17 protein-coding genes are annotated in these 13,585 nt (G+C 48.5%); 13 read left to right on the plus strand and 4 right to left on the minus strand.

What is annotated here, in order from left to right:
* Positions 1 to 241, plus strand: a 241-nt coding sequence (locus GGU45_RS18305; protein WP_435227192.1) for a hypothetical protein, incomplete at its 5' end; no start/stop codon positions are given.
* A gap of 198 nt (positions 242 to 439) precedes the next feature.
* On the opposite strand, the gene GGU45_RS18310 is transcribed toward GGU45_RS18305, so the two are convergent.
* A complete protein-coding gene (locus tag GGU45_RS18310) occupies positions 440 to 1,882 on the minus strand; it encodes an RtcB family protein (RefSeq protein WP_435227194.1) in 1,443 nt (480 codons plus the stop codon).
* Between the two features lie 340 nt (positions 1,883 to 2,222).
* On the opposite strand from GGU45_RS18310, the gene GGU45_RS18315 reads away from it, so the two are divergent.
* Positions 2,223 to 3,065, plus strand: a complete 843-nt coding sequence (locus GGU45_RS18315) for an alpha/beta fold hydrolase (RefSeq protein ID WP_435227196.1) — start codon at positions 2,223 to 2,225, stop codon at positions 3,063 to 3,065.
* A 3-nt stretch (positions 3,066 to 3,068) separates the two neighbouring features.
* On the opposite strand, the gene GGU45_RS18320 is transcribed toward GGU45_RS18315, so the two are convergent.
* Complete coding sequence (locus GGU45_RS18320; RefSeq protein WP_435227198.1) at positions 3,069 to 4,043, minus strand: GlxA family transcriptional regulator; 975 nt, start codon at positions 4,041 to 4,043, stop codon at positions 3,069 to 3,071.
* A 213-nt stretch (positions 4,044 to 4,256) separates the two neighbouring features.
* Here GGU45_RS18320 and GGU45_RS18325 point away from each other — a divergent pair, with 213 nt between their 5' ends.
* From GGU45_RS18325 to GGU45_RS18355, 7 genes are all read left to right on the plus strand, one after another.
* Complete coding sequence (locus GGU45_RS18325) at positions 4,257 to 4,475, plus strand: hypothetical protein (RefSeq protein ID WP_435227200.1); 219 nt, start codon at positions 4,257 to 4,259, stop codon at positions 4,473 to 4,475.
* 53 nt (positions 4,476 to 4,528) lie between these two features.
* Positions 4,529 to 5,056: a DinB family protein gene (locus GGU45_RS18330; RefSeq protein ID WP_435227202.1), complete on the plus strand. Its 528-nt coding sequence runs from the start codon at positions 4,529 to 4,531 to the stop codon at positions 5,054 to 5,056.
* A 9-nt stretch (positions 5,057 to 5,065) separates the two neighbouring features.
* The gene (locus GGU45_RS18335) at positions 5,066 to 5,350 is read left to right on the plus strand and encodes an RNA polymerase alpha subunit C-terminal domain-containing protein (protein ID WP_435227204.1); all 285 of its coding nucleotides are present in this window, start codon (positions 5,066 to 5,068) and stop codon (positions 5,348 to 5,350) included.
* Complete coding sequence (locus GGU45_RS18340) at positions 5,350 to 5,760, plus strand: iron chaperone (protein WP_435227206.1); 411 nt, start codon at positions 5,350 to 5,352, stop codon at positions 5,758 to 5,760. The genes GGU45_RS18335 and GGU45_RS18340 overlap by 1 nt, the downstream gene beginning before the upstream one ends.
* 23 nt (positions 5,761 to 5,783) lie before the next feature.
* Positions 5,784 to 6,650 (plus strand): VOC family protein, encoded by an 867-nt coding sequence (locus tag GGU45_RS18345; protein ID WP_435227207.1) that lies wholly within the window; start codon positions 5,784 to 5,786, stop codon positions 6,648 to 6,650.
* A gap of 39 nt (positions 6,651 to 6,689) precedes the next feature.
* On the plus strand, positions 6,690 to 7,127 hold the full coding sequence (locus tag GGU45_RS18350; RefSeq protein WP_435227209.1) for an SRPBCC family protein: 438 nt from the start codon (positions 6,690 to 6,692) through the stop codon (positions 7,125 to 7,127).
* A 115-nt stretch (positions 7,128 to 7,242) separates the two neighbouring features.
* Positions 7,243 to 7,764, plus strand: coding sequence for a DinB family protein (locus tag GGU45_RS18355; RefSeq protein ID WP_435227210.1), 522 nt, complete (start codon positions 7,243 to 7,245; stop codon positions 7,762 to 7,764).
* Positions 7,765 to 8,151: 387 nt separating this feature from the next.
* Here GGU45_RS18355 and GGU45_RS18360 read toward each other — a convergent pair whose 3' ends face one another.
* Together GGU45_RS18360 and GGU45_RS18365 are read right to left on the minus strand one after the other, a co-directional pair.
* Positions 8,152 to 8,283 carry a hypothetical protein gene (locus GGU45_RS18360; RefSeq protein ID WP_435227211.1) on the minus strand — a complete coding sequence of 44 codons (132 nt, stop codon included), beginning with the start codon at positions 8,281 to 8,283 and terminating at the stop codon, positions 8,152 to 8,154.
* Positions 8,284 to 8,380: 97 nt separating this feature from the next.
* Positions 8,381 to 8,794 carry an OsmC family protein gene (locus GGU45_RS18365; protein WP_435227213.1) on the minus strand — a complete coding sequence of 138 codons (414 nt, stop codon included), beginning with the start codon at positions 8,792 to 8,794 and terminating at the stop codon, positions 8,381 to 8,383.
* A gap of 411 nt (positions 8,795 to 9,205) precedes the next feature.
* Here GGU45_RS18365 and lipA point away from each other — a divergent pair, with 411 nt between their 5' ends.
* The 4 genes from lipA to GGU45_RS18385 all read left to right on the plus strand — a co-directional run bounded on the left by lipA (position 9,206) and on the right by GGU45_RS18385 (position 13,489).
* Entirely contained in the window at positions 9,206 to 10,117 is a 912-nt protein-coding gene (lipA, locus tag GGU45_RS18370; protein WP_435227215.1) for a lipoyl synthase, read from the plus strand.
* A gap of 995 nt (positions 10,118 to 11,112) precedes the next feature.
* Complete coding sequence (locus GGU45_RS18375) at positions 11,113 to 11,685, plus strand: YceI family protein (protein ID WP_435227217.1); 573 nt, start codon at positions 11,113 to 11,115, stop codon at positions 11,683 to 11,685.
* Between the two features lie 57 nt (positions 11,686 to 11,742).
* Positions 11,743 to 12,375 carry an NAD(P)H-dependent oxidoreductase gene (locus tag GGU45_RS18380; protein ID WP_435227219.1) on the plus strand — a complete coding sequence of 211 codons (633 nt, stop codon included), beginning with the start codon at positions 11,743 to 11,745 and terminating at the stop codon, positions 12,373 to 12,375.
* Positions 12,376 to 13,039: 664 nt separating this feature from the next.
* Entirely contained in the window at positions 13,040 to 13,489 is a 450-nt protein-coding gene (locus GGU45_RS18385; RefSeq protein ID WP_435227221.1) for an SRPBCC family protein, read from the plus strand.
* Positions 13,490 to 13,585 lie beyond the last annotated feature (96 nt).

A 13,585-nucleotide genomic window follows, 5' to 3' on the forward strand; every position in this document is an offset into this window, starting at 1 on the left:
CCGCAAAGGACGCAGCAGGGTTATTGGGGTTAAGATATTTGCGCCCCTTGCGAAAAACCCTGCGCCCCTCGCGGTTTATTTTTACCGCGATGTACGCAAAGCATCCGCAAAGGACGCAGCAGGGTTATTGGGGTTAAGATATTTGCGCCCCTTGCGAAAAACCCTGCGCCCCTCGCGGTTTATTTTTACCGCGATGTACGTAAAGCATCCACAAAGGACGCAGCAGGGTTATTGGGGTTAAGATATTTGCGCCCCTTGCGAAAAACCCTGCGCCCCTTGCGGTTTGTTTTTACCGCGATGTACGTAAAACACCCGCAAAGGAGGCAACAGGGTTATTGGGGTTAAGATATTTGCGCACCTTGCGAAAAACCTTGCGCCCCTTGCGGTTAATATTAAACCACAAGAATCGCCAACACAACAAGCAGCACCGGGTATCGCCTCAATCCGCTCTTTTCTCCTGCCATTTCCGGATCCGGTCCCCGGCCATTTTTACAATTTTTGGGGTAAATTTTCCCACTACATCCACCAGTGCCCGCTGGCTCTTCATAACCACCTCAATGTCTTTGTACGCAAAGGGCGCTTCATCCAGGCCGGCGCTGATCAGTGTAACCCCATGGCGGGCGAGCTCCTTTTTCAGGTCGGCGTCTGTGATGCTCTGCAAGGCCCGGCTGCGGCTCATTTTACGGCCTGCTCCATGAGCGGCGGAGTTGACTGCTGCTGCTGTGCCCTTGCCTTTTACAATATACCCAGCGGCCGTCATGCTGCCGGGTATAATGCCCAGCACATCTTTTCCGGCAGGCGTGGCCCCTTTACGGTGCACGATCACTTCCTCTCCGTTCAGCCATTCCTTCCACGCAAAGTTGTGGTGGTTCTCCACTATTTGAATGGGCCGGCGCCCCAGTTGTTTAGCAATTTTTGCATGAATGATGTGATGACATGCGGAGGCATATTCTCCCGCCAGGTTCATAGCCAGCCAATACTCCTGTCCTTCTTCCTCATCGAGGTCCAGCCATGCCAGATTGCGGGCGTCCTGCGGCAACCTTCTTTTACTGACGGCGATCTTTGTGTAATAATTAGCAATAGCCGCACCCAGGGCGCGGGAGCCGGAGTGGGACAATAAGCCAAGGTACAGCCCCGGCGGAACCTGCAGCGCTTCATCATGCTCCTGGATTTCTACGATACCGAATTCTACAAAGTGGTTGCCGCTTCCGCTGCTTCCTAATTGTTTCCAGGCACGGCCATGCAGCTCTTTTAAAAAAGACAGTTGCTGAAAAGCTTCATGATCCATTACTGCATGGTTTTCCGCTTTTTGAAACTGGGCGCCGCTTCCGAATAGCGTGGCATCATTGATCTCCCGCACAAAATAGTGCTCACGGTTGGTTAGCTCCTTAGGATCAATGTCAAAGATGCTTAAGCACATCCGGCAGCCGATATCTACCCCCACCCCATAGGGGATCACGGCATTTTTTGTGGCCAGCACACCACCAATGGGCAGGCCATAGCCCTGGTGCGCATCCGGCATCAGGGCCCCGGCAACTGATACCGGCAGCTTGGCCGCAGTGTACATCTGCGCCATTGCTCCTTCCTCGATATGATCTCTCCCAAATACATTGAAAACAATCCCTGTTTGATTTAAGGATACTTCCATACCTGCTGTTTCTTTGGGCGGCGGAGGTAGTAGCTGCTGCGCTACAGGCGCCAGCATGGCATCCGATACAAAATCCGAAGGGGTCTGTAATAAGGCCCTTAAAATAATAAGCGCATTTTCCTTTGATTCGTATTTGTAATGTTTTTGCATAAGGTTCATAGCAATGCTGATGACCGGACCTTCGGGATAACCCAGTTGTCTTAACTCTTTTCCGGTTATTTTTAATTTGTTCATTGTTGTGTTTTTAATGTGTACCTGAATTTTCAGAAGTACAGCATATACAGACGGAAATTGATGATACGCTAAACCTGCTGAGGAACTTCCCCGGGGCAAAGCACAAAACAAAATTGATCTGCTCCTGTGCAATCTATTTGCACAATTGAAAAAATAATTTGATAAAAGATCGCGATATAGAAAGACTGCTCCGGGAAGGAGTATCGCAAAAAGATGATATGTAATTATCAGACACGCATAACGGCAGTTAATACGGGAAACAGAAAATGGTAACCCATTTATTCTTTCCGGATTCGGGTTAAAGTATCCTATTTTTATGGAGTTAGTAAATTTGTTGGAGATGAAATCGCAAAAGATCGGGATGGGACTTATTATGCTGCTGCTGGTATCGGGGATATCGGGCTGCGGCCGGTTGCGGGTGCTTACTACGGGGTATAATGACAGCGCCGGGGCATATTATGATATCCGGGGCTTTCGGATGTATACGGAAACATACGGCAAGGGAAAGCCACTGCTGATGATCCACGGCAATGGGGGCGATATGAATGCCTTTGCCAATAATGTGCCTTATTTTTCAAAAAAATTCAAAGTGATCCTGGCAGATAGCCGGGCGCATGGACGTTCGGTGGATCCCTCGGATTCACTCAGTTTTGAAATGATGGCAGATGATTATGCCGCACTGCTTACCGCCATGCACATACCCAGGGCCTATGTTTTAGGCTGGAGCGATGGGGGCATCATTGCCCTGGAACTGGCCATGCGCCATCCGGAAAAAGTGATCCGGCTGGCCAGCACCGGGGCCAATCTCCGGGCCGATTCCATAGGCCTGCGACCCGATGTGTGGCAGGATGGTGTAAAAGAATATAAAGCCTGGCAAAAACGGATGCCGCTTACGGATGCCAAAGAGAAAAACGATTACAAGGTATTTATGCTGGATTATGAGCAGCCGGATATCGCCTTAACAGAACTGCGGAAAATAAAGTGCCCGGCGCTGATCATCGGGGGGGATAATGACCTGATACCTGTAGCGCATACCCGGCAGATTGCCGCCCATATTCCCCGGGGTAAATTATGGATTGTACCCAACTCCGGGCATGCCACACTCATGGATCACAGTCGCCAGTTTAACCGCGAAGTAGATGCGTTTTTTCATCGGTTCTTTTTTAAGTACCGGCATCGCTAACGCTTACACCAGTATTTTTTCGTACTTCAGTTTATAGTCAACCGGGGTCATGCCGGTTATTTTTTTAAAAACATCGCGAAAGGCTTTTACATCATTGTATCCTACATGGTACATGGCTTCCTGGATGGTTTTACGTCCCTGCTCCAGTAATTTTTTGGCGGCTTCAATCTTTACTTTCTGGATGTACTCCACCACCGTGTTGGTAGTCGCCTTTTTAAAACGGCGTTCAAAGGTACGCCGGCCAACGGCAAACCGTTCACAAAGCGTATCTATAGGAAGCCGCTCATCAAAATTTTGCTCAATATAATCCTGCGCCTCTTTTATGGTTTCATCGCCATGGTCCTTCATGCCGGAGAAGATGATAAAGGGCGACTGGCTGCTGCGCTGGATATCGATCTGGAAGTACTTGGAGCAATAGACCGCAACTTCACGGCCGGCATATTTTTCGATAAGATAAAGGACCAGGTTGGAGGCAGAGAATCCGCCGCTGCTGGTATATACCCCACCCTCATCCGTCAGGATCTTATCAGCTACCAGGTTTACTTGGGGAAAAAGTTTTGAAAATTCATGGCTGGCCTTCCAGTGGGTAACGCATTTTTTATGATTCAGCAAGCCGGTACCTGCCAGCAAAAAGGCGCCCATGCAAAGACTGGCAATTTCTGCGCCACCGTTGTATTGCTCCTTCAGCCATGGAATAATGGACTGGTTTTCCAGGATATGTGCGGCAATAGGCTCCTGCAGTGCAGGTACCAGTACCAGGTCGGCCTGGTCTATTTCATGCACCAGCCGGTGTGCCTGTACTTCATAAAGCCCGTTGTTTAGCTGTACCCGTGGCGCTGCTGCGGCAAGTTGTACGTCAAACAATGCAGGCCGGCCATTTGCCCGCAGGTATTGGTTGGCCTCCTCAAAGCCCTGCCGGGGGTTTTCGATGCTGGAAAGATTTGCTCCTCTTAGCAGGAGGATGACTACTTTTTTCATATGTTCCTGTTTTGTCAGGCAAATATAAAACAGAAGATTGTCGTAATCAACCCCAGATATTGTCGTATTTGCGTATTTGTATTTGATGTTCTGCGTTGTAGGTTTGTAATAGCAACAAAGGAAAATTTACAGAAGCTTTCAAAGTCTGCAACAATTTTATTTGGACGGGTTACGTTTAAGATGATGGAAGCTTTTTGGCCAAATAAATGACAGATGAAACTGATCGAGGTCTTTAGAACAAATGTGCTGGATAAGGCTACGGCAAGGATGCTGGTGAAAAGTTTGAGGCAGCTTTTTCCGGGTTCAAAGATCAGTTTTGACCTTGATGACTGCGACCGGATCCTGCGTATTGAGTCATCGGAACCGATTGATGTGCGACAGGTTGCTTTTTCATTAAAAACGGAAGGCTACCGGGCCGATGTTTTGAATTAAGGCCAATAGATCGGTTCCATTAAAATGGGCACTCTTTTTAATAACATCTTTTTATGCAAAAAATAGAGGATCATACAGCAATGCTGTTCCGGCAATTTATGATTTCGGCAAATGCTTTTGTTGAAGGGCTGAAGACCGTTCCTGGTGCAGATTTTAACCGTGTTCCATTTGATGGCAGTTGGTCTCCGGCCCAGGTGGGCGATCATGTTTTAAAGTTTTTAAACGGGATAAAAGACGTGCTGAAATTGCCAACGGCAGAACCGGGGCGTGCGCCGGATGCCCATGAACCGGTGTTGCGGGAGATTTTTTTAAACTTTGAACAAAAATCAAAAGCGCCGGCATTTATTGAGCCTTCGGCCGATCCGATCGATAAAGGGGTACTATTGAGTACACTGGCAGCTACGGTTGCTGCACTGGGTGTAAAGATAAAAAAAAGCCCGCTGTTGAAGTTATACGAAGGCGCTCCTTTTCCTACTATTGGTGATTTGACGGGTATGGAATGGGTGTTGTTTGGAACCTATCATTTGCAGCGTCATACGCACCAGTTGGAGCAGATGCGGCCCTATTTTAGTATATTGTAATTAATAGGTATGGCAAAAACGCTTCGGGTCTGCGCCAACGGGCATCAGTATTATAAGAGCAGCGACTGCCCGACCTGCCCTATATGTGAGCAGGAAAAAAAGCCACAGGCCGGTTTTCTTTCTTTGCTGAGTGCGCCGGCACGCAGGGCACTGGAACGCGCAGGTATCAGCAATGTTGAAGCGCTGGCCGGGCACAGGGAAAAAGAGCTATTGAGTCTGCATGGAATGGGACCCGCTTCGCTGCCGGTTTTAAAGGCGGCGCTGAAGGCATCCGGATTAAAATTCAAAGATTGATGATTACTCAAAAATTTACAACCGTAGATGCATATATCGATGCCTTCTCCGGCATTCATAAAAAAAAGCTGGAGGAGATGCGGAAGATCGTAAAGCAGGCGGCTCCCAAAAATGCAACGGAGGTTATCAGCTACAATATGCCGGCCATAAAAACAAGTACAGTGCTGGTCTATTATGCTGCGTACGAAAAGCATATCGGTTTTTATCCTACTGGCTCGCCGATAACGGTATTTGCAGACCGGCTGGGGGAATACAAAACTTCAAAGGGGGCGGTGCAGTTCCCATTGGATGCCGCGCTGCCCAAAAAACTGATTGGGGAAATGATTGCCTACCGGGCAACTACAGAAGCCGGAAGGGCGCAAATGAAGCAAGCGGAAAAAAACAAAAAGAAAACGGTAGCAAAAAAATAACTCCTTACTAAAACGAAAAAATCATGACTCCCTTAATTTACCCTTGTGTTTGGTTCGATGCAAACGGCAAAGAAGCGGCCGGATTTTATGGCGGTATTTTTCCGGATACGAAGATCAGTTCAGATACCGGCATGGTGGTAACCATTGAATGCAGTGGTCAGAAACTGATGTTCCTGAACGGCGGGCCCATGTTTACGCCCAATCCTTCCGTTTCGTTCCTGGTTGCCAATGAAGATGAAAAGGAAACGGAGCGGTTGTACAATGAATTGATAAAGGGAGGAATGGCCCTGATGCCCCTGGAAGTGTACCCTTTTAGTAAAAAGTACGGTTGGGTGCAGGACAAATACGGCATATCCTGGCAGCTGTATACGGGAGAGCGGGGCAATACCACACAGTACTTTACGCCTACACTGATGTTTGTTAACAAACAGAACGGACGCGCAAAAGAGGCCATCCGTTTTTATACGGGGTTGTTCCCCGGTTCGGAAACGGAAGGCATTTTGGAATACCCGGAAGGGGGTGGGGACAAGGCTGGCAATGTGCAACATGCCCAGTTTCATATCCGCGGGTATACGCTTGGCGCGATGGACAGCTCACTGGCGCATCCGTTTAATTTCAACGAAGGTATTTCCCTGGTGGTGGAATGTGATACGCAGGAAGAAATTGACCGCTACTGGAATACGTTGATTGCAGATGGAGGTGAAGAAAGCCGCTGTGGCTGGCTAAAAGATAAATTTGGTCTGAGCTGGCAGATCATTCCCGCTCAATTGGGCCGTTTAATGGCGGCCGGAAACCAGGAGGCCTCCGGCCGGATGATGCAGGCGCTGATGAAGATGAACAAGTTGGATATTGCTGCCCTGGAGGCCGCCTACAACGGCAACCAGGCTTAACAGGTTAATAGATCAGTGTCCACTTTAAAAAATAGTTTTATGGAAACCTATTCTTATAAACAGCAAATTGAGGCACCTGCACAGGTAGTGTGGGATCTGCTCTGGAGTACCGATACGTACCGGCAATGGACCGCGGCTTTTGCCCCCGGGTCCACCATAGAGTCTGATTGGAAAGTGCAGGGCCGTACCCGTTTCCTGGATGGAAATGGAAACGGGATGATCAGTACCATCCGCAGCATCCGGGTACCGGAGGAGCTCGTTTTTGAACACCTTGGATCTATCGAAAACGGGGTGGAAGATACTACCAGCGAAGCGGTAAAGAAATGGGCTGGTGCGCTGGAACAGTACCATTTGAGGGAGGCAGGCGGCGTTACAACGCTGGAAGTTGTGGTAGATACGGACCCGAAATATAAGGAAATGATGGATAACGGATTTACCAAAGGACTTGAAACGATAAAGGCGCTGGCCGAAAAGTAACGGCCCCAACATCTTACCCTTCAACATCTCACTTCGTAACATTTCACATTTCACTTCGTAACATCTCACTCCCCAACATCTCACCTCTCACACATCTAAATAAAAAAAATAAAATATGAACACTACCGTTAGCCGGTTGCAGCTGATCATTCCAGCTTACCGGATGCATACACAACAGTTCAACAATGCTATTGCGGACATTAGTGAAGCCGATGCATTGAAACGGATTGAAGGCCGTACCAATCATATTGTATGGATGGCCGGTAACCTGGTCAACTGCAGGTATTGGCTGGCCAATATACTGGGGATTGCCGATAAGGATCCGAACGAACATCTTTTTAAAGATGCGAAGGCACTGGATGCAGCGGCAACCTATCCTTCCCTGGCGGCGCTAAAAGAAGAGTGGCATAAAATATCGCCGGTGCTTTTTCAAAGGCTGCATTCCGTAACCGATGCGGAGTTAAATGAGGCTTATCCTTTTGGGATGGGAGTGGGGTTTGTGGAAGAGAACAAACTCAATATGGTAGGCATGTGTATCGGGCGTGAAGATTACCTGTTTGGCCAGATTGGCCTGATGCGCCGGATCCTCGATTACCCGGGGATGAAGTATGATATAGACGAAAGCATTCTGTATTAGTCTGATGGCTGAGGAAGAGTTTCATGTTTGAGGTTTAAAGCCCGCCTGACCGGACGGGCAGGTTTCAGGTTGGAGCAATTTTTAAACTCGGGTGTTTCAAATCTCCCCGAAGTTCCGGGTTTAAAGGTTCTGCTGAGCGCTAAAGTCTAAATACCCCGAATCTGAATACCAAATACCAAAGTTGATGTCTGATCTCTGATGAGATACCAGGATTCCGGCAATGCCCGGATCTTATTTTCATCCCGATAGCTTTCGCATGCGCGTCAGGTTGATTTTTGCCCTGGGAGCTGCAGCGCAGCGCTGATCCTGTTAGTAAACGACCATACAGGTAATAAAGGTGCAGCGCACCGGTAATCATTGCGGGTAGTACAAGCGACGCACAGGAAATTACTGCCGCGCTGCGGCTACGGGAGGTTTTGGAGGTTCATCGTTATAAGGGTCAACGGCGCGCTGCGCCTGTTTGCCATTAAAAGATGCGATCTTTTTTGACGTGAACGGCTTACCCGTACTACATTTCATGGCAATATGATCTGTTCTTAACTTGACGCGGATGCGATAGCGGGATCAAATCAGCACATTTTCAAATTAATACGGAGACTCCGGTTGGTATCCAACCTCAAGCCCAGGCGCCCCAGTCGATATTTACTTCAATATCCGGGTGCAGGCTTTTGGCCACAGGGCAGGTATTGCCGGTCCGTTTCAGAATGTCGATGGTCTTGGCATCGATGACGGCCAGGTTCTCCGGGATATGCACTTTCAGGTCGATACCGCTTACCCGCCGGGGATCGGCGGCCATCTTCTTCAGTACTTCAATTTTTACATCGTTCAGGTCAAAGTCCATGGTACGGGCCTTGATGCCCATTACCGTGATCATGCAGGCGGCCAGGCTGGTAGCCAGGAGGTCTGTGGGGGAAAACCGCTCGCCTTTTCCGTTGTTATCAACAGGGGCATCGGTTTCAAAATGCGATCCGCTTTTTAAATGCGTACAGGTAGTGCGCAGGTCGCCGTTGTATCGTACTTCAGAAGTCATCAGTATATTGTTTAAAGCGTAAAGGTAGTTTTTTTGAGATCGCCACAGGCGATAAAATAGAAGTTCGGGGCTGAAAGCCCCGAACAACGCCCGGGACATTCCCATTGCGACCATTGCGGATTCCTGGCGCGCTTCGCGTTAAAAAAAGATGATGCAACAGGCTGTGATCTGTTGTTTTATAGCGAAAAGCGAGTGCCTCTGTTATAATAACAGGAGGGGCTTACAACAAAACGATGCCACCTGTTGTTAGTAGATGGGCTGCCCGATGTGGAGGGTTTAGCCCCCGGCTCTGCCAGAGTGAGGCCCCGGGGGCCGCAGCCCGGAACAGCGGGGACTGCAGCCGGGATCTGTTCTGTAGCCCATAGCCCCAAAATGAAAAATAGTGATTATAAATTGTAGTATTTTCGCGTCATGATCGAATTACCGGTAACAACGAAGATAAAAAAGCCCGACTGGCTGCGTGTAAAACTGCCCATTGGCGAAAGCTATAAGCATGTACGCGGCCTGGTGGATCAACATAAACTGCATACGATTTGTGAAAGCGGCAATTGCCCCAATATGGGCGAGTGCTGGGGTGAAGGAACCGCCACTTTTATGATCCTGGGAAATATCTGCACGCGCAGCTGCGGATTTTGCGCGGTGGCCACCGGCCGTCCGGAAGCAGTGGACTACGATGAGCCGCAACGGGTGGCCGAAGCGATTTACCTCATGAAGGTGAAACACGCGGTGATCACGTCAGTAGACCGCGATGAGCTGAAAGACGGAGGTGCGGGGATCTGGTTTAATACCATCCGCGCTGTAAAATCACTAAACCCCCAAACAACCCTGGAAACCCTGATCCCCGATTTTAAAGGAAAAAAAGAAGACATCCAAACGGTGATGGAAGCAGCCCCGGAAGTGATCTCTCATAATATTGAAACAGTAGAGCGGCTGACCAGGCAGGTACGCATTCAGGCAAAATACTGGCGCAGTATGGAGGTGATCCGTACCCTTAAAGAAGGTGGCGCCCGCACCAAAAGCGGCATCATGCTGGGGTTGGGTGAAACCCGGGAAGAAGTGCTGCAAACCCTGCGGAACCTGAAAGACAATGGCTGTGATGTGGTGACCATTGGTCAGTACCTGCAGCCAACGGCCAAACACCTGCCCGTACAACGGTTTGTACACCCCGATGAATTTGCGTTTTATAAAGATGCGGGCTATGAAATGGGGCTGGACTATGTAGAGAGTGGTCCCCTTGTACGTTCATCCTACCACAGCGACCGTCATGTGCACCCGGGGCTGGGCCGGATGCAGTGGGAGGAAAGCAAGCGGATGGTAGGGTAGCCTGTCGTAATATATTTGAAATGATGGGGCTGTCTCAAAAGTCGCTTTACAGCATGATGTCGTTCTGAAGATATCATCCCGGGCCTGACCCGGGGATCTATGCTTGTTTCAGCATCTATTGACGAACAATCATCTTTAGATGCCGAAACAATCCCGGTCGCTATCGCATTGGCGTCAGGTTAAGGGGATGTAAGCATGCCGGCAAATCTGCGCTATTAAAGGCTTTGAGGGGCATAGCCCCGGATAGATTTTGGAACATCGTGCTTCAGCGCGATGTTAGCAGCGAAAAGACAGATGTGAGTGCCATAGGCACGGCAGATGCTTTGGGCTGACGGCTCTCAACCCTTCGCCTGGATGGCGAGACGGGTTAAAACCCGCTCTTACAATATTCATCTGCCGCTATGCGGCGGGTACAGTTTCGTGCTAACCTGACGCGTATGCGGTCGCTATCGGGACGGCATGACAAAACAGCGACTTTTGAGCCTCTTTTTCGTGATGCTGCCTGTATCTTAATATCTGCTGTGTTTGCCATTGTTGCGAACGCCCGGAACACTGAAATGCCCCGTTTTTCTAAATTAAATGAATCTGTACTTCTGCGTCTCCGATGTTTGTTTATTTCACGCAAAGATGCGGAGGAGCAAAGGCGCGGCGGTTTTATCGAATGCTTCGTGCATCTTCGTGCCCTTGTATCTTTGCGGCACAATTGCATCTTTTAAACATTCCTTTGCGTAACGTAGTGTCCTCGCGTCTTTGTGGTTCCACAGCCCTTTGCCACGAAGGCTCTAAGACACCAGGAAACACGAAGATTTCTAAAGTCGTACAATCCCTTTGTGCCTTCGTGTCTTTGCGGCACTAACAAAAAATCTTAATGGTTTCCCAAAGAAGGGTCTTCCCGGTCGCTTCTTAATCTAGGTTATTTTTTAAGAGCAGCACTTGCAGCAGTTTTGCACCCGCATTGCTGCAGCAGGCAGCATTAATTTTTTAACTAAACAATCATGAAAAAAGTTTTTTTATTTCTCGGGCTTTCAATATTCAGTCTTCAGCTATTTGCGCAAACCACCTGGTCGGCGGATCCCATGCACTCTTCTATCAATTTTACCATTAAACACATGGGGATTAGTTTTGTGACGGGCAAATTTGATCAGTTCCAGGGGACGCTGGAAACATCAAAAGCAGATTTTTCTGATGCAAAGATCCGCTTTACAGTAGCTACCAACAGCATCAATACCGGTGTGGCTCCCCGCGATAAACACCTGAGAACTGCTGATTTCTTTGAGGTGGAAAAGTTCCCTGAAATGAAATTTGTAAGCACCGGGTTTCAAAAGAAAAAGGGCGGCCGGTATGTCCTTAAGGGCAACCTTACTATTAAAGATGTTACCAAACCCGTTGTTCTGGAAGCCACCTACGGTGGAAAAACAAAGAATCAGATGGGTAAGGAAGTGATCGGTTTCCAGACCTCCCTGAAGATCAACCGTTTTGACTACCATATCCTTTTTGACCCAACGGGCCAGGCAGTGGCAAAGGACGTAGACGTAAGGATCTACCTGGAGCTGCAGCCACGGCAGTAGAAGGAGCTTGTTTTTGCTGCTATTTCATTTTTTAAATATCGTCAGAAAATAAATACGATGGAAATTATTGAACAACTGAATTGGCGTTATGCCGCCAAAGCCATGAACGGAGAGAGAATTCCGGAAGAAAAGATCGGGCGGATTTTGGAAGCGGCCCGTTTGGCGCCTTCTTCCAATGGATTGCAGCCGTTCGAGATCATTGCAATCAGCAACCGGGAGTTAAAAGAAAAGATCAGCCCGGCGGCATTTAATCAACCGCAGATCACCGGTTGCTCCCACCTTTTGGTATTTGCGGCCTGGGATCAGTACACCTCAGAACGGATTGACGGGTTTATTGCACATACAGCTAAAGAAAGGGGTGGCGATCCGGAACGGCTGGAACGGCACCGCCAGTCGCTGCTGAATAATTTTGGACGCATGGATAAAGACCAGGGCTATGCCCACGCGGCCCGGCAGGCCTACCTTTCCCTGGGGGTAACAATTGTTGCAGCGGCGGCGGAAGGCGTAGATGGTACCCCGATGGAAGGATTTGATCAGGAGCAACTGGATGCCATCCTTGGGTTAAAACAAAAAGGATTGCGGAGTGCCGTGATCATTGCCCTGGGATACCGGGATACGGAAAAAGACTGGCTGGTAAACCTTAAGAAGGTGAGAAAACATAGAGAACAGTTTGTAACAGAATTGAACTGAGTTGTACGTGTTGGTTGTGGTAAAAGCCTGGCCCGGTTGTTCCGGTGCCAGGCTTGTTTTATTTGTTGCGCTGGGTATAGCCTCCAACAATTACGAAGATGAGGATAATGAGTATTATAGTGAGCATAGCTGATATATTAAGGGGGATCAATGGAGCGGTCAGGCTTTCTCTTTTTTAATGAGCACCAGATCAAAAAAATCCCGCATAAGAACGTTTTTTTTAAAGATAGGGAATTATTGCTACGAAATTGCCCCGGCAATGCAGAGGGGTGTATTCCAAATTGTCGCTGTCATGCTGAATTTATTTCAGCATCTATGCATATTGGCGTTCAATAGACCCTGAAACAAGAATAGATCCCGGGTCAAGCCCGGGATGACATCTTCAGGGTGATATTACGCTTATGGGAGTGCGATAATTTGGAATGCATCCATACAGAGGGGCTGGCAGGTAATATTCAGATTTCTTTGACGATCTGCGGGGCCATTCGCAAAATGCCCTGCAGAATGTCGTATACTCCCTTGTTCAAAACCGGTATTTACCTGCACCTTTGATACAGGAAACGAAGCCGGAAAACGGCAAACAGAAAAAGGTGGAGCAGCTACCACCATAAAAACGGGCGAAACCGAAAAGCCAGATGAGTAGGAACTTATAAAAACTATTTTTATGTCAGACAACAAAGTCTCATTACACCGGGTGCTTAAAGCATCTCCCGAAAAAGTATACAGGGCTTTTACCGATGCCCTGGCCATTGCTTCCTGGTTGCCCCCCTATGGTTTTCTTTGCACGGTACATGAAATGAATGTGAAGGTTGGCGGTTCTTTTAGAATGTCGTTTCAGAATTTTACAACCGGGAACAGTCACTCCTTTGGCGGGGATTACCTGGCGCTTGAACCAGGGGCGTTTTTAAAGTATACCGACAAGTTTGAGGATCCCAATATGCCGGATGTGATGACCACTTCTGTATGGCTTCAAAAAACTTCCGTAGGTACGGAGCTGAAGGTTTTGCAGGAGAACATACCGGTGATGATACCGGCAGAAATGTGCTACCTGGGCTGGCAGGAGTCGCTGGAAAAGCTGGCTAAGCTGGTAGAGCCGGAGATACCGGATGCCTGATAGGGCCTCCGGGGTTCCTTTTTTTGCGGATTACGGTATTTAACGGGGAATTATTTTATTCTTGGCGTACGTTATGTTACATTCACACTCAAATTG

The organism is Niabella hirudinis (assembly GCF_051201075.1).
Taxonomy (GTDB): Bacteria; Bacteroidota; Bacteroidia; order Chitinophagales; family Chitinophagaceae; genus Niabella; species Niabella hirudinis.